This window comes from Pseudomonas sp. LAIL14HWK12:I1, assembly GCF_003202095.1.
Taxonomy (GTDB): Bacteria; Pseudomonadota; Gammaproteobacteria; order Pseudomonadales; family Pseudomonadaceae; genus Aquipseudomonas; species Aquipseudomonas monteilii.
Genome location: NZ_QJKG01000003.1, coordinates 365,247 through 385,720 on the forward strand (window position 1 = coordinate 365,247; position 20,474 = coordinate 385,720).

21 protein-coding genes and 4 pseudogenes are annotated in these 20,474 nt (G+C 61.3%); 13 read left to right on the top strand and 12 right to left on the bottom strand.

Going from position 1 to position 20,474, the window contains the following annotated elements:
• Window positions 1–323 precede the first annotated feature (323 nt).
• Window positions 324–821 (top strand): hypothetical protein, encoded by a 498-nt coding sequence (locus tag D906_RS11055; RefSeq protein ID WP_016714200.1) that lies wholly within the window; start codon window positions 324–326, stop codon window positions 819–821.
• Window positions 822–947: 126 nt separating this feature from the next.
• Here D906_RS11055 and D906_RS11060 read toward each other — a convergent pair whose 3' ends face one another.
• The 4 genes from D906_RS11060 to D906_RS11075 are packed head-to-tail and all read right to left on the bottom strand — an operon-like array spanning window position 948 to window position 3,412.
• Window positions 948–2,186, bottom strand: coding sequence for a DUF4010 domain-containing protein (locus tag D906_RS11060; protein WP_025753079.1), 1,239 nt, complete (start codon window positions 2,184–2,186; stop codon window positions 948–950).
• Window positions 2,171–2,992: a helix-turn-helix domain-containing protein gene (locus tag D906_RS11065; RefSeq protein ID WP_025753077.1), complete on the bottom strand. Its 822-nt coding sequence runs from the start codon at window positions 2,990–2,992 to the stop codon at window positions 2,171–2,173. The genes D906_RS11060 and D906_RS11065 overlap by 16 nt, the downstream gene beginning before the upstream one ends.
• A gap of 2 nt (window positions 2,993–2,994) precedes the next feature.
• Entirely contained in the window at window positions 2,995–3,243 is a 249-nt protein-coding gene (locus D906_RS11070) for a hypothetical protein (protein ID WP_025753075.1), read from the bottom strand.
• Complete coding sequence (locus D906_RS11075) at window positions 3,221–3,412, bottom strand: hypothetical protein (RefSeq protein ID WP_019098248.1); 192 nt, start codon at window positions 3,410–3,412, stop codon at window positions 3,221–3,223. The genes D906_RS11070 and D906_RS11075 overlap by 23 nt, the downstream gene beginning before the upstream one ends.
• A 203-nt stretch (window positions 3,413–3,615) precedes the next feature.
• On the opposite strand from D906_RS11075, the gene D906_RS11080 reads away from it, so the two are divergent.
• On the top strand, window positions 3,616–4,542 hold the full coding sequence (locus D906_RS11080; RefSeq protein ID WP_097156165.1) for a universal stress protein: 927 nt from the start codon (window positions 3,616–3,618) through the stop codon (window positions 4,540–4,542).
• Window positions 4,543–4,569: 27 nt separating this feature from the next.
• On the opposite strand, the gene D906_RS11085 is transcribed toward D906_RS11080, so the two are convergent.
• Window positions 4,570–5,118: a GNAT family N-acetyltransferase gene (locus D906_RS11085; RefSeq protein ID WP_027615183.1), complete on the bottom strand. Its 549-nt coding sequence runs from the start codon at window positions 5,116–5,118 to the stop codon at window positions 4,570–4,572.
• A gap of 186 nt (window positions 5,119–5,304) precedes the next feature.
• On the opposite strand from D906_RS11085, the gene D906_RS11090 reads away from it, so the two are divergent.
• From D906_RS11090 to D906_RS11100, 3 genes are read left to right on the top strand one after another with little or no spacing between them, the layout of a single operon-like run.
• Entirely contained in the window at window positions 5,305–6,219 is a 915-nt protein-coding gene (locus tag D906_RS11090) for a universal stress protein (protein ID WP_027615184.1), read from the top strand.
• A gap of 2 nt (window positions 6,220–6,221) precedes the next feature.
• Complete coding sequence (locus D906_RS11095; protein WP_025753070.1) at window positions 6,222–7,589, top strand: MBL fold metallo-hydrolase RNA specificity domain-containing protein; 1,368 nt, start codon at window positions 6,222–6,224, stop codon at window positions 7,587–7,589.
• Window positions 7,590–7,644: 55 nt separating this feature from the next.
• Window positions 7,645–8,253, top strand: a complete 609-nt coding sequence (locus tag D906_RS11100; RefSeq protein ID WP_019098252.1) for a hypothetical protein — start codon at window positions 7,645–7,647, stop codon at window positions 8,251–8,253.
• Window positions 8,254–8,430: 177 nt separating this feature from the next.
• On the opposite strand, the gene D906_RS11105 is transcribed toward D906_RS11100, so the two are convergent.
• Window positions 8,431–9,000, bottom strand: a complete 570-nt coding sequence (locus D906_RS11105) for a GNAT family N-acetyltransferase (RefSeq protein ID WP_019098253.1) — start codon at window positions 8,998–9,000, stop codon at window positions 8,431–8,433.
• Between the two features lie 234 nt (window positions 9,001–9,234).
• Between D906_RS11105 and fnr the strand changes: the two genes are divergently transcribed.
• From fnr to D906_RS11125, 3 genes and pseudogenes are all read left to right on the top strand, one after another.
• Complete coding sequence (fnr, locus tag D906_RS11110) at window positions 9,235–9,966, top strand: fumarate/nitrate reduction transcriptional regulator Fnr (RefSeq protein WP_033694591.1); 732 nt, start codon at window positions 9,235–9,237, stop codon at window positions 9,964–9,966.
• Between the two features lie 900 nt (window positions 9,967–10,866).
• Window positions 10,867–11,427, top strand: a complete 561-nt coding sequence (locus D906_RS11120; protein ID WP_027615186.1) for an Hsp20/alpha crystallin family protein — start codon at window positions 10,867–10,869, stop codon at window positions 11,425–11,427.
• Window positions 11,428–11,514: 87 nt separating this feature from the next.
• Window positions 11,515–11,847 (top strand): annotated as a pseudogene (locus D906_RS11125) (xylulose-5-phosphate phosphoketolase); the annotation flags it as partial.
• An 89-nt stretch (window positions 11,848–11,936) separates the two neighbouring features.
• On the opposite strand, the gene D906_RS11130 reads toward D906_RS11125, so the two are convergent.
• Together D906_RS11130 and D906_RS11135 are read right to left on the bottom strand one after the other, a co-directional pair.
• Window positions 11,937–12,362, bottom strand: a complete 426-nt coding sequence (locus D906_RS11130; protein ID WP_016714186.1) for a potassium channel family protein — start codon at window positions 12,360–12,362, stop codon at window positions 11,937–11,939.
• 27 nt (window positions 12,363–12,389) lie between these two features.
• A pseudogene (locus D906_RS11135) lies at window positions 12,390–12,845 on the bottom strand (cell division protein FtsH); the annotation flags it as partial.
• Window positions 12,846–12,932: 87 nt separating this feature from the next.
• Here D906_RS11135 and D906_RS11140 point away from each other — a divergent pair.
• The 4 genes and pseudogenes from D906_RS11140 to D906_RS11155 all read left to right on the top strand — a co-directional run bounded on the left by D906_RS11140 (window position 12,933) and on the right by D906_RS11155 (window position 16,868).
• Window positions 12,933–13,187, top strand: coding sequence for a hypothetical protein (locus D906_RS11140; protein WP_024086880.1), 255 nt, complete (start codon window positions 12,933–12,935; stop codon window positions 13,185–13,187).
• Between the two features lie 5 nt (window positions 13,188–13,192).
• Entirely contained in the window at window positions 13,193–15,475 is a 2,283-nt protein-coding gene (locus tag D906_RS11145; protein ID WP_027615188.1) for a heavy metal translocating P-type ATPase, read from the top strand.
• A gap of 110 nt (window positions 15,476–15,585) precedes the next feature.
• Window positions 15,586–15,855, top strand: a pseudogene (locus D906_RS11150) (TCP-1/cpn60 chaperonin family protein); the annotation flags it as partial.
• Between the two features lie 122 nt (window positions 15,856–15,977).
• Entirely contained in the window at window positions 15,978–16,868 is an 891-nt protein-coding gene (locus D906_RS11155) for a universal stress protein (RefSeq protein WP_027615189.1), read from the top strand.
• Between the two features lie 15 nt (window positions 16,869–16,883).
• Here D906_RS11155 and D906_RS11160 read toward each other — a convergent pair whose 3' ends face one another.
• Both D906_RS11160 and D906_RS11165 read right to left on the bottom strand, forming a co-directional pair.
• A complete protein-coding gene (locus tag D906_RS11160; protein ID WP_027615190.1) occupies window positions 16,884–17,843 on the bottom strand; it encodes a ribose-phosphate pyrophosphokinase in 960 nt (319 codons plus the stop codon).
• A gap of 218 nt (window positions 17,844–18,061) precedes the next feature.
• Window positions 18,062–19,051 carry a universal stress protein gene (locus tag D906_RS11165; RefSeq protein WP_027615191.1) on the bottom strand — a complete coding sequence of 330 codons (990 nt, stop codon included), beginning with the start codon at window positions 19,049–19,051 and terminating at the stop codon, window positions 18,062–18,064.
• Between the two features lie 127 nt (window positions 19,052–19,178).
• Here D906_RS11165 and D906_RS27015 point away from each other — a divergent pair, with 127 nt between their 5' ends.
• Window positions 19,179–19,301, top strand: coding sequence for a universal stress protein (locus D906_RS27015; protein ID WP_371104868.1), 123 nt, complete (start codon window positions 19,179–19,181; stop codon window positions 19,299–19,301).
• Between the two features lie 34 nt (window positions 19,302–19,335).
• Here D906_RS27015 and D906_RS11175 read toward each other — a convergent pair.
• Both D906_RS11175 and D906_RS11180 read right to left on the bottom strand, forming a co-directional pair.
• Window positions 19,336–19,545: pseudogene (locus D906_RS11175) on the bottom strand (thiamine pyrophosphate-requiring protein); the annotation flags it as partial.
• 122 nt (window positions 19,546–19,667) lie between these two features.
• On the bottom strand, window positions 19,668–20,048 hold the full coding sequence (locus tag D906_RS11180; protein WP_019098264.1) for a hypothetical protein: 381 nt from the start codon (window positions 20,046–20,048) through the stop codon (window positions 19,668–19,670).
• Window positions 20,049–20,474: the final 426 nt, after the last annotated feature.

Below are 20,474 nucleotides of genomic sequence, written 5' to 3' on the forward strand. Positions count from 1 at the left end.
GAATGTCTACGTCAGACTCATTTCGTCAAATGCTAAGTTCCGGCCTGACGGGGCCTTGCTCAAGCACGTATCTATACGAGTTTCATACAGAGCCCGGACGTTCACTACTCGGCTTTTTGATCCTGATCAAGTGTGGCAAAGCTGCCAGTGCTAGTGTCCAGCTTAGTTTCGCCACGGGTTGTGCAGATGATCTGGCTCTAAAACCATCAAAGCAGGTTGCTACACATTACCCTGGTGCTATTGGTGCTGGTCTTCGGGGGTGCGGCAGGTCATGGCTGTTCTACCCAGTGCATGACTCCGCAGTAGCCCATAAGGATGTCGCTATGAGTCTGGAGGAGCATGCACACCCGTTTAAACATCTGGAGATCGCCATGTACATCACTACCAGAACGCTTGTCGCCGCACTGCTGATCGGCAGCCCGCTTCTTGCCGTGGCTGTCGATGAACACCACCCCGATCAGGCTCCGGCGGGCGCCCAAAGCCAGTCGGCGTCAGCCCAGGGCCAGGAAAAGGTCATGGCCGAACAGGTACAAAGGATGCAGGCCATTCACGACAGGATCGCTGCCGCCAAGACCCCGGAGGAGCGCCAGGCGGCCATGCATGACGGCATGCAGGCGATGAAGGATGGACTGGGCATGATGCAAAACGGTTGTGCCGGAAAGGGCATGGGTATGCACATGAAGATGATGGACCCAAAGATGATGGAAATGATGATGAAAATGTTGGATCAGCAGGCCGGCATGATGAGTTCGCCATCCAACATGAAAGACATGCCCATGCAGCGCTCCATGGAGCCGCCAGCCCCGAAGCCAGCCCAATAATCATCCGCCGCGGTTCGGGTTCCGGCCTTGCCCTGCGGAGCGCAAGCGTTCCTGGCAAGGCCTCTGAATATGATGATTATGTTGTTAGGCAATAATGTCATTGGTAGAGGGCCTGCTGATACAACCTCAAATCACAAGCCCCAGCCACATTGCTCCGAGGATGATCAGTTGGCCGGGAACAAGGTATCGCGCAAAACTGAAGCCGCCGTTGGTCAGGGCCAATATACATTTGGTCAACGTGTTTCCGGACAACGCCAGCAAGCCTGGTATTACCAGACTCTCCACACTTAGCCTGCCGACAATGACCAGTGAGGCCACCGAGGCAATTGCTGCATGAGCATCGCCCATACCGCTGACGAAGGCCGCTATATTCACGCCATTGTGGCCAAGATGCTGAAGAAGAAATGCCGAGAACAAGGCGATGCAGGTCAGGGCGACGGTAATGATTAGAGCTGTCCAGAGGCTGAAGGCCCCGTCACCCCGATGTGCTGGCGAGCCTCCGGAGGTGGCACGCCAGGGTGCCAGCAGTAATACACCATAAACCACGGTGATCAAGGCGCCGAGCCCGATCGATGGTACGAATGGTTTCAGCAGGCGTCGGTCGACGATAGCCAGCACCAAGGCGAATTGCGTGATGCTGGCGAGGTTGGACAGCACCGCTGCCGAGGCGAAGGATCTGGCAGCCGCCTGCTGCCGTCGAGCCTCGTGTGCCAACAGAGCGATAGTGGCAGAGCTTGAGGCAAAGCCTGACGCGATTGCGCTCATCGGCAAGCCATAACGCGGGCCCATCAGGCGCATGGCAATATGGCCTAATGCCCCAACGGTCATCAGCAAGACCGCCAGGGTACAGATCGTGCGAGGGTTTACCACACCGTAAGGTCCCAGGAAACGGTTCGGTGTCAATGGCAGTACCACCAGTGCTATCGTCAACAGCATCAAACCATCGCGCACTTCTTCTTCGCTTAGTTGTTGCAGCACGAAATGATGTAATTCACGCTGCAGTGCCAGCAGCACGGTCAGCACCACGCCTACCGCCGTAGCAAGTTCGGGTTCGCTCAAGCTTAGCGCGCCCAGCGTCAGCACCAGTAGCAGGGCGATTTCGCTGGTGACTTCGGGGTCTTTGTCGGCATGTTTGCGGTAATGCATGCACAGCATCAGCACCAGGCCAATGCTGGCGACCCCGACCAGCACCGGTCCGGCCAGCAACATGCTGACGTAGCCCAGCAGGGCGGTGATGGCGAACGTCCTCAGGCCGGCGGCGGCATGGTCTTCATTGCGGCCTTTCTTGCGCTCGCGCTCAAGCCCCACCAGCATGCCGACGCCTAGCGCCACAGCGCCGTGGCTGACATTCATCGTGTCGAGCATGGCGCCTTCGGAGTGTCCTTGGGCGCGACTTCCGCGCCGCCTTGCTCGAGGGCTATCAAGGCTGGCAGATCGAGTATCTCGACAAGCCTGCCACGCATACTGACGATGCTTAGCGCACGCAAGCGGGCGACCGAACGACACACGGTCTCAAGACGAAGTCCCAGGTACGAAGCCATGTCCTCCCGGGACATGCGCAGCATGAAGCCGTGGGCAGAATAGCCCCGGCTGACGAAGCGCCGTGACAACCCCACCAGGAAGCTGGCCAGGCGCTGTTCGGCGGTAAGGTTGCACAGCATCAGCACCCGCTCATGCTCGCGTACGATTTCTCGGCTCATCAAACGGTTCAGGCTTTGCTGCAGGACGGGAAAGTCGCGTGCCAGTGCCTGCAACCGGCGATAGGGGACAGGGCAAACTTCGCTGTCTTCCAGAGCAATGGCGTCGCATACGTGATGCTCGGTTGCGATGGCGTCGAGCCCAAGCACATCGCCCGCCATCCAGAAGTTGATCACCACGCCCTGGCCTTCGGCGCTGTTCAGGCTGGTCTTGAAGCTGCCACAGCGCACGGCATAAAGCGTCGTCAGCGGATCGTTGGCGTTGAACAGCGCGGCGCCTTTGCGAATGCGCATGCGTGGTCCGATCAGTGCACCCAGGCAACTGTTGTCATACACGGGCAGACCGGTGGGCAAGCACAGCCCGCTGACACGGCACTCTGTGCACAGGGTTGCTAGCGGTTTGAGATGAATCGGGGTTGCCGGGCTCGACGCTGCAGGTTGGTCGAGCAAGGTCACTTTCAGTAGACCAGTCATTTTCAGGCCTCCTTCGCGCATCGTAGACCTGCCTGGGCAGCCATCCGTGCATTGGCTTTGCCAACGTTGCCCATATCTGGGCGTGGTGACCAGTCGGCGAGCATGTCCCGTGAATGGGGCGCGTTGAGGCGCGCATTCAACCGATCGACGAAAGCTTGCGCTTCGTTGGGCGTATTGAAGCTCACCCGGCAGTCGTCCATGCGGACCCACCAGCGATCCTGTTCAGGATTATTTTCGACGTAGATGTTCATGAAAGCCTCCAAAGAGCATGCATGCGCAAACCAACTGCAAATCCATGCGTAACGAAGGCATCCCTGCCGGCAACAGGGGGGGGTAGGGCGTGATGGCCATTTTCATCACGCCATCGCGCTGGTTGGCGAATGTCTCATGGGCAACTTCGATGGTTTTCATGTGCGCCATGACACGCCTCCGGGGCATTCGATGATTGTTGTTGGTGTGGGGTCAGATTGCGCCGTTAACGGCCAGAAGCTTTGACCAGCATCAAATTTCCGCGCAGTCGGCGTTGCCGTCTGTCCGCCCAGTAATTCAGTTGATAAACATCAAATCCGCCAGGTGCGGGTGATGGATGATCCAGCAACACTCACCAACCGCTGAGGTGTGCCATGGACAACCCGCAAAGACTTCTGCTGATCGCCTCGCCCCTGATGCGGCGCACCCCGGTCTACGACCGTGCGGCTGCGCTGGCCAAGGCCAAGGGCATGGCCCTGCATATCGTTGCTTTCGACTATCTCGAAGGCCTTGCCACGGCGGGCCTGGTCAATGACCAGGCACTGGCTGTGATGCGTGAAGGTTATGTTCAGCAACACCGTGCATGGCTGGAAACCCAAGCGCTTTCGATGCGCCGTAACGGGGTCACGGTCACCACCGAAGTGGTATGGGTGCAGCATCCGCTGGACGAGATCCTCGTCCATCTGCGCGAGCAGCCATTCGCCCTGCTGATCAAGGCCTTCGAGCATGAACCCTGGTGGGTGCGGGCGATGTTCACCTCGCTCGACATTCAGTTGCTGCGCGAAGCCCGCATTCCCCTGCATCTGGTGCATCAGGCCAGCCACGCGCTGCCGCGCAAGATTCTGGCTGCCGTGGACCTGTCCCGCCCCGAGGACCAGTTCGAGGGGTTCAACGACCAGATCATCAGCGAAGCGCTGAAACTGGCATTACAGTGCAATGCCCAGATCGAACTGCTATATGCCTACGATCTAGGGTCCATGTACCTGGACTCAAGCGGCAGCCGCGAGCATTCGTTTCTGTTCGATTCCAACCTCGCCCAAACACTGCACGAGGCGCAAAGCGAGGCCTTCCAGGTACTCGCCGAACGCAACGGTATCGCCCCCGAACACCGCCACCTGCGCCTGGGAGACCCGGCCAAGGTGCTGGCGCTGTTCATGGAGAACAATGATATCGATGTACTGGTCATGGGCAGCTACCACCATCACGGCATTGGCTGGTTCATCGGTACCACTGCAGAGCGGGTGTTGCATCGGTTGTCCAGCAGCATGCTGGTGATTTCACCAGAGCATTCCCAAGGCTGAGAGACAAGGCCCGAGAGGGCCTTGTTTTCAGGTGCGAAGATCGAGTTCGTGGATGATTTCGCTGACATCGCCACCCACGTAGCGTGAGGCCCACCCCAGGGCCTTGGTCAGCCGGTGCATGGCGTAGTTGTTCGCCAGGTCCCTGGAGATCATGAAGTGAAAGCCATTGCGCTTTGCGGCTGCGATCAGGTGCTGCATCAGCAGCCGGCCCAGCCCCTTGCGTTGCCACTCTTCATTTACGGCTACGGCGCATTCGCACAGGAGGCTGCCGGGAACACTGGCATACCGACTGACCCCGATCTGGCGCAACTGCCCATCTGCATGGACCAGGGCAACGTAGGCTTCACGCTGGTGATGATCCATTGGCATATGCTGCGCATCCAGGCTCGGGGCACCGCCGCTGAGCCCGGCGATGAAGCGGAAACGCCGGGTCTCGAAGGCGATCGTGCTGAGAAAACGGCGGTCCCTTTCCCGGTCTTCCTCGCGCAGGGGGCGGATCAGCACAGCAGTGCCGTCAGAAAGCTTTTCGATCCAATGCTCGCATGCGTCTGGCTTTTCAGTCTGCTGCCTGTTCATGTCGCCTCCCGCTTATCTGGTCGATGCTTGCCAGAGCTTTTGTACCGTGCTGGGCGGCGCCGGTTCTGACAATCGTCAAGTTCAGGCTCGGCTGGTGGTTTTCTGATCTGCATCAAGCGCGAACAGGCCTGCTTTCGGACAATCGCCTACATCATCACGCCAGACGCGCAAGCCCGGAGGTTCGCCATGGGTCAATATCGACAACTGCTGGTGCTGCTCACCGAGCTCGACCCGCATTCGGCCGCGCTACGCCGGGCCCTGGCCCTGGCGCATGTCAGTGGTGCCAGTGTGCATGTACTGGGCTTGTTCGAACCGACGCAGGAGCACCTGCTGCGCGAAGAGCGATTGAACGAGGCCGATATCCAGCGTCAGTTCGACCACTACCGTGTGCGGCTGGCTGGGTTGGTCGAGCGTCACCGTGGCAGCGGCATCGCTTTGACGGTTGACAGCTTGCAGGCAGAGGACATCCGCAGCCAGGCCATCGACTACATCAGCGAACTGCAGCCTGATATGGTCATCAAGGACAGCGAAGCGACGCCAACCATGGTGCGCCTGTTCAGCACGCCCCTGGATTGCGCGTTGATGCGGGGCTTGAAGGGCATCATGCACTTCGTACCGGCGGCAGCAGCGTCACTGCCCCAACGCGTGCTGGTCGCCGTTGACACTTCCTTCAGCGAAACGCCCGAGGTCCAGGCGTCCTTCAACCGTGGCCTGATCCGCGCCGCGCAGGCGCTTGCACTGCAATGCGATGCGCAGTTGCACCTGCTCTCGGCCTACAACCTTACGGGCGTGTTTGCTTCGGACATGAACGTCACCCAGGCGTGGATCGATGAGATGCGCAGTGCCCTGAAGGAGCCGTTCGACACCCTGGCAGACGCCGAGGGGGTCGCGGCGGAACGCCGCCACTTCATGGAAGGAGGCCCGGTTCAGGTGATTCGCGAGCAGGTCGCTGTGCTGGATATCGACGCGGTGGTCATGGGCGTCGTGCAGCCAAAGGGCCTGGAAAAACTGCTCGGCGACACCACCGAACGCATCGTCAGCCGCCCGCCGTGCAGCGTGCTGGCGGTTCACCCTCAAGTGGCCGAAACCCTGGAGCCCTAGCCATGCAACTGACCTTCCTCGGCGGGACCGGGACCGTGACCGGCAGCAAGTTCCTGCTGACCCGCGACAGCAGCCGCGTGCTGATCGACTGCGGACTGTTCCAAGGCTACAAGCAACTGCGCCTGCGCAACTGGGAACCGCTATCGGCGGCGCTGCGCGCGCTCGATGCCGTGGTGCTGACCCACGCCCACCTCGACCACAGCGGTTATCTTCCGGTGCTCGCGAAGGAAGGCTATACCGGGCCGATCTACGCTACGCCGGCCACCTGTGCCTTGGCCGAGATCCTGTTGCTCGATAGCGCCCGGCTGCAGGAAGAGCAGGCCGAGCATGCCAACCGACACGGCTATTCCAAGCATTCACCGGCACGCCCGCTTTACACCGCACAGGATGCAAAGCGCGCCTTGGCATTGTTCCGCCCTGTGGAGTTGCATCACCCGACCGTGATTGCGCCGGGGATGGAGCTGCTGTTGCGCACGGCTGGGCACATACTCGGCGCCGCGACGGTACAGATCAAGGTAGACGGCCAGACCGTGGTCTTCTCTGGCGACCTGGGCCGGCCACAAGACCCGATCATGCGCGCGCCGGAACTGATCAGGACGGCAGACGTGCTGCTGGTGGAGTCCACCTACGGCGATCGCCAGCATCCAACCGAGTCGACCGAGCAATTCCTGGCCCAGGTCATCAACCAGACCCTCCTGCGCCATGGCATAACCTTGGTGCCGTCGTTCGCCGTTGGCCGTGCCCAGTTGCTGATGTACTACCTGTACAAGCTCAAACGCGATGGCCTGATACCCGACATCCCTGTCTACCTCAACAGCCCTATGGCTACCGACGCAACCACCCTGTACCAACAGTTCAGGAGCGAGCATCGCTTGACGCCAGCGCAATGCGCTGCAATGTGCAGGGGCACGCATATCATCCGTACCGTCGATGAATCCCGGCATCTGGATCAGTTGCGTGAACCTGCGGTCATTATCGCCGCCAGTGGCATGGCGACCGGTGGACGGGTTTTGCACCATCTCAAGGCGCTGGCGCCCAACCCACGTAACAGCATCCTGTTCTCGGGTTTCCAGGCCGGTGGTACGCGCGGCGCCGATATCGTCGCCGGGGCGCGCAGTGTCCGCCTGCATGGCGAAGACGTGCCCATCCGGGCCCAGGTGCATGCCATGGAGAACCTGTCTGCGCATGCCGATGCCGACGAGATCATGGAGTGGCTGCGCGGATTCGCCCGCCCCCCTCGCCAGACCTACGTTATCCATGGTGAGCCGCACGCCGCCGACACGTTGCGGCGGCGGATCAGCATCGAGCTCGGTTGGCAGGTGTACGTGCCCGAGTATCAGGAAACCGTTGCCATTGACCCAGTGCGCTAGCCTGGGCCGGGAGGTTGTCATGGAAACACAAGCAAGGTCGAAAATCCGGGCCTGGATGCATCGGCCACGGGGGAGCCTGGGTTTGATCGTGGCCATCTTCGCGGTGCTCGCCGTGTTCGCTGCCTACCGGGCGTTGAGCCCGAACTGGCGCCTGCCGATGCAACATCCACTTGTGCTGCTGGCTTTGCTCGCCTTGTGCGTGGCGTTAGGCTGGGTGGTGCAGCGTGGCGTGAAACGCACGGTAGCCAAGACCATATTCAATGGCCACGCCACGGGCTGGCAGGCTCGGCTTGCTTTCCTGCGCTCGGTCACCCAGGAGTCAAACGTGCTTTTGGGCTTGTTGCTGTTCCTGGCGTTGCTCGCTGGCGGCACGCTTTGGCTGGCGGGGCGCTCGGTGGACCGTATCGTGGAGAATTGCACAGACAGCCTGCAGGCCCGGGTGAACACCCTTGAGGATGAAAAGCTCACGGCATTGGTCGGCAAGCCGGTGTGTACCTGCCTGGCGCAAACGTTTCTCGACCGCAATGGGGTGATACGCCTGGCCTTGTTCGAAACGCCGATGCGGGAAGTGAGCGCATACAAGGCGTTGACGGCAGACGATGAACAGCGTTGCCTCGAACAGTTCGACCTGCTGCCTGAAGAGGCCCGGGTGACGGTGCCTTGAATGGTAGTAGTGCTTGCCAGTAGCTGAAACGACCGGCGCCCGTCGCGGCGAACAGCACAGCGAAGGCGGGGGAATCTGGGGCGGGCAACTCGTGCGGATGGGTATGGCCGGAGGTTGTGTGGCTTGAAGCGGACGGGGCAGCACGGTGGCTGCCCCAGGCACTGGCGCAACGGCGCTTCAGGTCAGGTTGAGGCGATGGATGACCTGGGCCGGATCATCCGGATCGGTGCTGGTGGTGAATCCTGCCGCCTTGGCCAGGTCGCGCATCGCCAGGTTGGCGGCTGAGTCGATCGAGTACATCTGCCGCATGCCCTTTGCCCGGGCATGATCGGTCAGGTGCTTGAGCAACAGGCGGCCCAGTCCATGGTGCTGCCAGCTGTCAAGCACCGTCACGGCGCATTCGCATTCATCCTTGCCGGCAATGGCGGCATAACGCGATATGCCCACCTCCTGCAGTTCGCCGTCCACATGGGCGAGGGCGACATAGGCGGCTTGTCGGTCCTGGTCGACCGCCATCAACTGGTCGAGCATTGCCTCACCGGGCTCCTTGATCTGGCACAGGAAGCGAAAATGCCGCGATTGCGGTGACAGCCGTTCGATGAAGGCCCTTTCGCGCTCCCGGTCCTTGGCTTGCAGCGGCCTGATCAGTACGTGGGTGCCATTGTCGAGGGCTTCGATCCAATGCTCGCCCGCAGGCTTGGGAAACGAGGGGGCGGTGTATTGACGGGAGGGTTCTGTAGGAGCCATGGCAATGATCCTCGTGGGTCGGGAATGAACAATGGAGGTTCAGTTTCGACGCTCGACCCTTCGTGGACTTGATAGTTGTCAATTGCCCCGGTCGCCGGCCGCTGTCATCTGTCAGGCGGGGAACAACAGCGGATCATCCGGGCTGGCGCAACCCTTTGTCGGACAGCCAGAAGAGGCCAGGTGAACCCGCTAATTTGTATTAATACCCGCATGTAGAACAGCGGAGGCATGATCATGTCAGGCCCTCTGGATATGGGGGCAAGGCCCCATGTGAAGTGCCTTGCGTGTTCGTTGAGCCGGCTATGCCTACCCGCCAGCCTTAGTACCGACGAAGTGGACAAGCTGGAGCGAATCGTGCGCCGTAACCGGCCTTTGAAGAAGGGCGAATATCTGTTCAAGGCCGATGAGCCCATGGAGCATGTGTACGCCCTGCGTTCAGGGGCCATCAAGAGTTTCCTGCTCGATGCCGGGGGCAACGAGCGGGTTACCGGCTTCGTCCTGCCGGGGGAGATGCTTGGGCTGGACGCTATCGGTGCCTGGCATTACCGAAGCTATGCACTGGCGCTGGAGGTTTCGCTGGTGTGTTCCATCAGGCTGGATCAGCTCGTCGACCTGTCGGGGCAGATCCCTGGCTTGCGCTACCAGCTGTTGCATATGCTGAGCCTGGGGATTCAGAGTAAGGACGAACACTTGCGTTGCTGCCATGGGCGAGCCGAGCAGCGGCTTTCGATTTTCCTGCTCGGCATGTCGGAGCGCTATCACGAACGCGGTCTGCGCGCAGACGTCTTCAACCTGCCGATGTCCCGAGGTGATATCGCCAACTACCTGGACCTTACCCTGGAAACCGTCAGCCGGTTGTTCAGCCGTTTCACCCAGGCAGGGTTCGTGAAGTGCGTCGGGCGGGAGGTTCGATTGGTCGACTTGCAAGGCCTACTGAACCTCAGCCGGCTGGAGGAGCCCACTTGAGCGCAGCCAGAACCCTGTCGTAGCGTTGGACCGGCCCATCCAGAGGGAGTTGATCCCCCCAGGTTGGCCGAGGCATATGATCGGACCGCAGCCAGATGCGCTGGGGCGAAACTCCTTTTTGCCAACACATGCGCGCCGCCTGCCGGGCCACCTGAGCCGGCGCGCAACCATAGACCGTATCTGGCTGGAACTCTTGCAATTGATGTGTCAGTTGCCGCCATCCGCTGGAGCTGTCGCGCGGCGCTTTCGCTTGCTTGTGAAGCCACGCCCGGCATTCGTTGGGCAGGCGCTCCAGCGGCAAGCCGTCGTGCAGTAACCGCACCTGCACCCAAGGCAGCCAGCAGCGGATTTCATCCAGCATGCACAGTAACGCCAATATTCCTTCACCACGTGTGATCGCCAGTAGCCGTGCGCTCTGCAAGGGCACTGGCCAGGCACTACCCAAAGGGCCTGAATACCCCAGAAGCTCGCCTGGCTGCCCCAGAGGATGTGCGCTACGGGTGGTCACCAGAAACCGCCCATCCACCCCGGGCAGGCTGACGTAGCTGCAAGGCCAGCGCTCGGTACGATTGGCCAGCAGGCAATACTGACCTGGCATCGCCTCGCTGAACTGCGCGCTGCACAGTGCAAGGCGCAGGCACTGTTGAATGCCCGGGCCCGGTAGGGTTTCAAGCAAGCGGACACTTCTGCTGTCGTCCCGCTCCATAGTCGCCTCGATCTTGTCTGGCTGTGTCGCGCAGTTTTCAGGCTAACCGCATGCCAGAGCGGGACTTTGATCAGTATCAAATCGACAAACGATGGTGGCAGCCAGGCGATTGATAAAGGTCAAACGCAAGGTTGACTGCCAGCGCAATATCGAGGCGTCTCCCAGGGAGGCATTACTCATTAGAGGAGGGCGCCATGTCCGAAGCAGCGAAGAAAGTACCTGTCACTTCCGCAACCACCCAACCTGCCAAGGTTACGCCGCCAAGTACCGAAACATCGGACTTGTGGCGCCCATTCCAGCAGTTGCGGCGTCAGATCGACAGCCTGTTCGACGATTTCGGTCGCCGGCCATTGCGCATGCCGTTCAGCCATACCCCGTTCGATGTCGAGCCATTCTGGCGTCGTGAACTGTTCAGCCATGGCATGCCGGCGATGGATATCAGCGAACTGGCCGATGAGTTTCGCATCAGCGCCGAACTGCCTGGTGTGGACGACAAGGACATCGAGATCAAGCTGGTCAATGGCAACGTTGTGATCCGCGGCGAGAAGCAGGAAGCGGTTGACGAAAAGCGCAAGGAGTACCACCTGTCAGAGCGGCACTACGGCAGCTTCGAGCGGGTCTTCCAGCTACCCCGTGAAGTAGACGTGGAAAAGATTAATGCACAGTTCGCGAAGGGCGTGCTGCTGGTGCATCTGCCCAAGCGTGCAGAAGCGATTCACCCCGAAAAAGTGATTCCTATCAAAGGCAGCAAGTGATTGACCCGACCGATTTCAGGAGCAGGGATGCTCCGTCTTCGCATCCGAACCCATACGCGGGCGCGCCATCGACAAGAGGGGGCGATCATGAACGATTTTCCAGGTACCGAGGAACTCGAAGGATTGGATGCCTGCTGGCGTGCCGCGAACTACCTTACCGTTGGCCAGATCTATCTGCAGAGCAACCCCGTGCTGGCCACCCCGCTGAAGTTGGCCGACATCAAGCCCAGGTTGCTGGGGCACTGGGGCACATCACCGGGGTTGAACCTGATCTACACCCATCTGAACCGGCTGATCCGCCATTACTATCTCAACATGCTCTTCGTCACCGGCCCTGGTCATGGCGGCCCGGCCATGGTTGCCCAGGCGTATCTGGATGGCACCTATACCGAGCTGAACCCTGCGATAGAACGCAATGCGCAGAAAGCTGTACCTGATCGAGCATGGCGAAGACATGCCTGAGGTTGCAAAATGGCACTGGACGCCGCACCCAGACGCCTGAGCAGGCGCTATTTGGCTTTCCAGTATTTCTGCATTTCGAGGAACAGGAACGACGCGGTCCAGGTGATCAGCACCAGGCCTGTCAATGCTTGCAGGCCGGTGAGGTACTTGAGATGGCCGGTAGGGGCGATGTCGCCAAAGCCTATCGTGGTGTAGGTGGTGAAGGAAAAGTACACGCAATCCAGGAAGCTGCCGTCGAAGTTGCCACTGAGCGAGCCCCAGCCTTCGGCGTGAGTCATTAGGTAATACACCAGGGCGAAACACCAGACCTCCAGTGCATGGGCCAGCAGCGCGCCGAATACGCCTGCAACGATCCGGAATCGGCTCCACAGTTTCAGCCGCGGTAGCCAGTCGTTCAGGCGCAGCAGGCATTCGTAGTGGATGATCACCACTAGGATCACCACCAGCATGTTGATCAATGTGACGGTGAGCATGGTCGCTACTCGGACTGGAACGGCGTGTCATTTGGCCGCATCGACCAGATTATAGATGGCAGGCTCCTTGGCCTGCGGCAGCAGTGCCGGGAATTCTTCCGGGGTGATGGTTTCCTTGGCCAACAACAGGCGTGCCCCAGTGTCCAGGTCGGCGCGTCGTTGCTCGAGCAAGGCCCGGGCACGGGCGTAGGCGTCTTCCACCAGGCCACGAATACCCAGGTCGATTTCGCGTGCAGTCTGCTCTGAGTAGTCCTTGCGATCCTGGCGCAACAACGATTCGCCCAGGTAACTGGCCTGCTGCCGCTCCAGCACTGCCTGGCCCAGTTCCGTGCTCATGCCGAATCGGGTGATCAGCTGGCGAGCAATGTCGGTGGCGCGCCCCAGATCGTCGGCGGCCCCGGTGGACACCTGACCGAATACCAGGCTTTCAGCGGCTCGCCCGGCCATCAGTACGACAATCCGGTCGCGGAGCATTTGCGCGGCACGCTGAGGGAGATTGATAAATGTCAGGCTACGGTGGGCGGCGATGCCGATACTGGGGGTGTCTTGAGCATGCGCGAGGGCACCAACATGCAACGCTATCTGCTTGCCGGATTGTCCAGCCTGCTGCTGGCATCGGCATCGGGCTGTACCCCTTGGCACGCTGAAGAATACGACGCGCGCCTGGAGTCGGCCGAGAACAATGCGGCTACCGCCCGGTTGCGGGCCGATCAGGTGTGCTACCGCATAGACCTGGTCGAGCAGACCGCCAACGAGGCGCTGCGCAGAGCGACCCAGGCACAGGAACAGGTCCAGCAGTTGCTCCAGCAGGCCAAACGCAAGTGACCGCCATGTCACGGCGATGGCTGGATCCAAGCTTGTTGATGGTCTGCGTTCTGGCCTTGCTGCTCGGAGGGCTGGCCTATGCGGCGCAACAGCCGACCTGGGCTGCGCTGATCTGGGCCTCCGGCAACGCGATCATGGCAGCGGTGCTGGCGGGGGAAATGGCCCAGCGTCTGGCCAGGCGTGAGGCGGGCATTGACCTGATCGCGCTGATGTCGATTGGCGCGGCCCTGGCCCTTGGGCAGATGCTGGTAGGCGCAGTGGTTGCACTGATGCTTGCCACGGGCCGTGCATTGGAGACTCTCAGTTTGCGTCACGCCGAGCGCGAGTTGCGGGCACTGATCGACCGGGCCCCTCAGCGGGCCTGGATTCAAGAGCAGGATGGCTTGCGTGAGGTACCGGTGGACGAAGTCCGCGCTGGGCAGAGTGTACTGGTGCGCCTGGGTGAGATCGTGCCGGTGGATGGGTGGTTGCAATCCGAGCAGGCAACCCTGGACGAAGCTGCGCTGACTGGCGAATCGTTACCCGTTACCCGCCATGCCGGTGAGCCGGTGGCCAGTGGGGTGACCAACTCCGGTGCGCCGCTGCTGTTGCTGGCCACGCATACCGCGGCGCAAAGTACCTACGCTGGCATCGTGCGTCTGGCCGAAGCGGCACGTCAGTCACGGGCACCCTTCATGCGCCTGGCCGACCGCTATGCGCTGGCGCTGATCCCGCTGACATTGCTCATTGCTGCGCTGGCGTGGTGGGCCAGTGGCGATGTGCAGCGAGTGCTTGCCGTGCTGGTGGTCGCCACGCCTTGCCCGCTGATACTGGCAGTACCGATTGCCATCATCTCAGGTATTTCGAGGGCTGCACGGCGCAACATACTCGTGCGTGACGGCGAGGTGCTTGAAGCCTTGGCCGGCATCCGCCAGGTGTTCCTCGACAAGACCGGTACCTTGACCAGTGGTCATGCCCAGTTGCAGTCTATCGAACTGAAGGGGCAAGGCGTACCCTTGCAGATGCTGCAGTTGGCCGCTTCGTTGGCCCAGTCATCCACCCACCCGATTGCCCAGGCCATCGTTCATGCTGCCCGTCTGCGCAACCTGACGCTGACCGCTCCCGAGCAGGTGCAGGAAAGCCCCGGCCAGGGGCTTGCCGGGATTGTTCAAGGCAAGGCCGTACGCTTGGGCGCCCTGACCTACGTGCAGAACGAGAAGGACGATGGCCGGTGGGCACAGGCGCGTTTGCAGCAACTGGACTACCTGGCCAACAGTGGCAGTTTCGTGGCGGTTGACGGTGAGTTGAAAGCGGTACTGCGGCTGGCCGATGACCTGCGTCGGGAAACCCCCCAGACATTGCGCCGCCTGCGGGCGCGCGGGATCGAAAAGATCGTCATGCTCACCGGTGACCGCCCGGAAACGGCGGAAATGGTTGCGCTGGCGGCGGGTATCGACGAGCTTCGCTCGGGGCTCTCTCCAGAAGACAAGATTCGCCTGGTGCAAGACGGCTGCCGCATGGCACCCTCGCTGATGGTCGGCGATGGCATCAACGATGCGCCAGCATTGGCGGCGGCCGATGTCGGGGTTGCCATGGGCGCTTCTGGCGTCACGGCGTCTGCCCAGGCGGCCGGTGTGGTGTTGCTGGTCGATCGCCTCGATCGATTGGTCGATGCCTTGGATATCGCTCGGCACGCCGTGTACATCGCCCGGCAGGGGGTATGGGTGGGCATGAGCCTGTCGTTGCTGGCCATGCTGGTTGCAGCCGCCGGTTACCTGCCCGCGCTAATGGGGGCGGTGTTGCAGGAAGCTATCGACCTGTTGATCATCGTCAACGCCTTGCGTGCGCTGGGCCCCTTGACGGCCAGGCGTCGCAGTGGGCTTGCCGTCGAGGACCTGGATCGGTTGCAGGATGAGCATCGGCAACTGGACGGGTTGCTGACGGAGCTGAGCCAGATGGCCTGCGACTTCGCCAAACGCCCCATCGAGCAGGCGCGGGACGACCTGGGCAAACTGGTCACCGGGCTGCATGACCTTCTGGAACGCCACGAGCACGATGACGAGCGTCGTTTGTATCCGCTGCTGAGCCGCTTCATGCCCGGCGAAGATCCACTGTCGGCGATGAGCCATACCCACCGGGAAATCTTCCGACTCATCCATCTTCTTTCTTGCATGAGCCAAGATTTCAGCCGGGCGGCAGCGAGCCCGAGCCCTGATGAAATCCAGCACCAGCTGATACGCCTGGACACCTTGGCCAAGTTGCATTTCGACCAGGAAGAAGCCCTGTACCGGTACCTGGATCAACGCTGAGCGCGGTGTTCAGCGCCCTGTAGGATTGATAAAAATCAAGCACCCAACACGGTGCGGCGGGATGCTGACAACAGTTGTTTTCTGCCCTGGCCTGAACGGGAGGCAATACCATGCCCCACAGCAAAATCCTGTTTCGCTCCGCAGCGCGGGAGAAAATCCTCAGTGGTGCCACCCAGCTCGCCGATGCCGTGCGCGTTACGCTAGGGCCCAAATCGAAATCGGTACTGATGCAAAGCAGTTGGGGTAAACCGACTGTCTGCAACGATGGCGTGACCATCGCCAAGCGCGTCTATCTACAGGATCCAGAGGAAAACCTCGGCGCGCAGATGCTGCGCCAGGCGGCCGAGCGCACTGGTGAAGCGGTGGGTGATGGCACCAGTTTCGGTCGCCAGCATCCTGCTGCTGACCGAGGCAACCATGACCGATATCCCGGAAAAGCCAGCACCTTTGATGCAACCCCCAATCCCTGAGTGATCGGGCGAACTGATCATCGGAGGCTACCATGAGCCACTATCAACGCCTGTTGCTGATCCTGCGCCCGGCATTGTGCCAGTCCTGTGCCTTGGAACAGGCTGCCGCCCTGGCCAGGTCAAGTTCGGCCAGCCTGCACATCGTGGGTTTGCTGGAGTCGCTGGACAACCTCAGGTTCCTGGAGACAGGTGACACTCAGAGCGAGCGGCAGGCTTACCTGCAATCCCAGCAAGACCAGCTCGAGGCCCAGACCAAGGTGCTGCGAGCCTCGGGTGTGCAAGTGACGACGGAAGTCGCCTGGAGCAGCGATCTGCAGGCGGATATTCTCGAACACGCCCTGGAGATGCAGCCAGATGTACTGCTCAAGCAGGTCGAGCACGAACCGGCGCTCAAGCGGGCCTTCTTTACCCCGTTGGACTGGCAGTTGCTGCGCCATTGCCCGATCCCGGTCTACCTGTTGGGCGCCGCCAGACCGGCCTTGCCTCGTCAGATCGTCGCGGCGGTGGACGTGGCCGATCCATCGCCTCAGGGCCAGGCGCGCAATAACAGCATCATCCAGCAGGCCAATGCGCTGGCCTTGCAGACTGGCGCGCAACTGGACCTGCTGTTCGCCTGTGACCTGACCATGGCCTACATGGGCGACATGGGGTATGGCGCCTGGGCCATTGGCGACGTCGGCGAGTCCTTGCGCCACGCCCTGGAGGACGATTTCAAGGCGCTGGCCGACCGCTACGGTGCGCCGGCCGAACGCAGGCACTGCCTGCTGGGCCGCCCGGTCGCGGTGCTGAGTGAGTATGTCGAAACCCACCCGGTGGACGTGATCGTCATGGGCAGGCCGCTTGCCCGGGGGGTGGACCGACTGTTCGGCAGCACCACGGAGCATGTGTTGTACCAGATACCCTGCAATATCCTGGCGGTGTAGGGCCATGCGTCGGGGTTATGCGCCCCAGCCCCGGCGGTTGGCAAGCAACTCGGCGACCAGCGCGCTGGTATCGACGATATCCAGCTGCTGCAGGCATCGCACGGGCAGGCGAAAGGGCGCGATGCTGTCGGCCACCAGTACCCGTTCGAATACACCGCTGTCGAATAGCTCGCCACCAGTGGTGAACAGGCCATGGGTGGCAGCGGCCAGCATGCGGCTGGCTCCGGCCTGCCGGCAGGCCTGGGCTGCGCGCAGCAGCGTCTGCCCCGTGCTGATCAGGTCGTCGAACACGATGACAGTGCTGCCTGCCACGTCGCCCACCAGATGTTCGCCGGTCAGGCCCGCCTGCTGGCGATGCTTTTCCATCATGGCCATACATACCGGGCGCCCCAGCAGGTCCGCCAGAACCTGGCGAAACTGCTCGGCGCGTTTGATGCCGCCGATATCCGGCGACACGACCGTGACTGTCTGCTCACCGAGCAGGGGGGCTAGGTGTTGGGCGAATAGCTCGGTGCATTGCAGGTTCCAGCTCGGGATTCGGTAGGCGTTGTCGAAGGCGCTGGGGTTGTGTACGTCCAGCGCCACCACGCGGTCGACGCCGCAGCTTTCCATCAGGCAAGCTACATGGCGGGTGATGGTCGCATCCTGAAACTCCACCTTGCGGTCCTTGCGGCCATAACACAGGTAAGGCGTGACAGCCGTCACCTGGCTGGCACCGGCGTCCTTGAGCGCACCACAGAAGAACAGCAACCGGCACAGCTTGTCGTGTGCGCTGTGGTGCGCGTCGCCATAGAGCGAGTGAAAGACGATGACCGATCGACCGTCGACCGATTCGCCAGGCCAGCATTTGTGTTCTCCGTCCTCGTAGTCGCGCTCTTCATGTGCTGACAGTGTCCAGCCCAGGCGTTGCGCCACGGCATTCCCATAGGCCTGGCTGCCTCGCAGGGCGAACAGTAACGGAGTTGTGTCATTCATACCCTGAGCTCCAGAGGTCGTTCATAGCAACATAAGCTGCATGGGGCTGTGCGGTTTGACGTTTATCAAATCGAACATAGCCAGCAGACAGACACTCGGCAGGTAAGAGCATGCCAAGGCCTGCGCCCCTGTACCCTGCATGGAGAGTACGCCAATGGACAAACACCAGCAAAGCCACAAGGACAAACTGGATGGCGTGAAACCAGGCGGGTGATCGTTCAACCGTGGATTGCCAGAATGCTGGAGTGAACCTTGTACAGGGTTTGCTCTGTAGTACTGCCAACGACCTTGCTCACCCCCTCGTGGTAGAGCGTACCCATCACCACCACATCGAAGCCATGCTTGTTCGCGTAGTCGCTGACCACGTTACGGGCAGCGCCTCGCACCAGGTGCAGGTGATCTGGCTTGATGCCGTAGCGGCTGCCGAACGTCGCCATGCGCTCGCGCGCGCGACCAGATATTTCCTCTACCAGCTTGTCAGTCCAGGCCACGGGTGCGGCGGCATAGGCAACGAAGCTGGTGCTGGGTTCATAGGCCTGCAGCAGATGCAGTTGCGCCTTGCATCGCTGTGCCAGTGCCTGCGCCGATTGCAGGATGTGGTCGTTGAGCTTGTCGATCACCGGGTCGTGCTCGACAAGATCCACGGCGACAAGTATGCGCGCTGGCAGCTTGGTTTCAGCCTGGGCCACCAGGTGCATCGGGATCGGGCAACGGCGCAGCAACTGCCAGTCCAAGGGGGTGAGCAGGGCACGGCTCAAGGCGGTTTCGTGCCTGATGTCCTTGATCACCATCTCCACCCGGTGCAGTTGGGCCAGCCGGATCAAGTCCGTGAGCGGGTCTTCATCGTCCAGTGTTTCGGCGTAGGCGGTAATGCCCAGTTCGCCCAGCGCCTTCACCTGGTCGGCGAGCCAAGCCTTGCGGTGCTCGGCGTCCTGCTTGCGGGCATTGCTGCGCAGCACTTGGTCCAGTGTGGCCAGGCGTGAGGGCAGTTGACTGAGCACCACCAGGTGCAAGGTGGCGCCTGTCGTACTGGCCAGCGCCTGAGCACGCGTCAGGGCAGGCGAGGGGTGTAGGTCTGGATGGCAGATCAATAGCAGTCGCGAGTAAGCGTTCATGATGGCCTCCACGGCGATGGCAGCCTCGATGAAGGCCCACCGGTATAGGCCAAGGGTGACGCACTGAGACTTGATGGCCTTGATATTTATCAAGTGCCGCGATGCATCGGGCCATGGCATTGGCTCAAGCGTTAGGTGCCTCCTTGCACGTACTGGGCATCCACACCCCCACTGAGCCTGGCCTGCCCGAGCCAGGGCAGCAAGCTTCACAACCTTCAGCGTGGTGGTGGTCGGCGTGGTGCAGCCCAGACGCTGGGCCAAGCTGATCGGCGATACTACCGAACGGCTCGTCAATCATGCCCCGTGCAGCATTTTGACAGTCAGGCCCCCGTCAGCAGATTGATTCAGACCGTATCGCCGGCTCGGCCATGGCGAATCAATTCCACGCTGAAATCCTGGCGAATCTGCAGGTCGCGGGCGAACCAGTTGGCACAGGAGCCGGAGTCGCTGGTAATGATGGCGTGGTCCGGCAGGCGAGGGGACAGCTCATGGACCACGCGTTGCGGGTTGATCGGGTCAGCCTTGACCAGCGCGCGCTTGGCCACGGTCTTGTCCCACTGCGCACGCCAGGTTTCTACTTTGTCGCGCCGGCACCCACCAGTAGCGCAGCGGTCTGGCAGCTGGAGCCTGGTAAAAGCCGACAGGCTCGAAGGTGAACCGATAAGCCACAGGAATGCAGTGGGCCTTGCACTGGGCCAAAATTTTCCCATCACCCCAGTTTATGCAGGGCTTCTACCAATTGAGCCTTGTTCATGGTCGAACGCCCTTTGAGATCTTTGCTGCGCGCCTCCTTCATAAGGCTTTCCTTGCTTTGCGACTCCAGCGATGCGCGCGAGGTGCGTGAATGCCCCTGGCGAGACTCGGCGGCGCGTTTGGCTGAGTCCGTGCGTGCGGTCTTCTTCTCGCGCGACGGCGTCTTGCTCCCCGAGCCTCCCGGCTTTTCACCGCCACCGGAATGTTTGTTCACGGTGGCCCAGGCGCGCGCTTCGGCTTCGTCCTTGCCCACGCCCTTGTCCTCGTACGATTGCTCGATGTGCTCGGCCTTGCGTTTCTGCTTGTCCGTATACTTGTCCTTGTCACCGCGTGGCATGGCATTGACTCCTGAGTGAGTTGCTTGATCAATGGCGAAACTGAAACGCCGGGCCATGAACGGGAGATCCACCGCCATTCGGCCATTCCACCTAGCTGCCCGATCCTGCGCCTGATCCACTACCGGTTGAGCCACCGCTACCACTCGCCGGACCTGCACCGCTACCGTCCCCTCCGTTCCCGCCGGAGCCCGAGTCAGTGTCGGTACCGTCACCTCCCGTGTTGTCCGTTCCATTGTCATGGGTACCGCCATTACCCGTGCCCATGCCATCGGCTGGTGTTCCTGAGCCTGTCGCACCGCCTTGGCCGTTCATGTGCCCATTGCTGTGCGGTTGCATGCCCGGGGCACGTTGATCGTTCAGGTCTGTGGCGGCCAGGGCAAGTGGCGCCGCGCAACCCAGACACATGGCGAGCAGCAACGCGTACG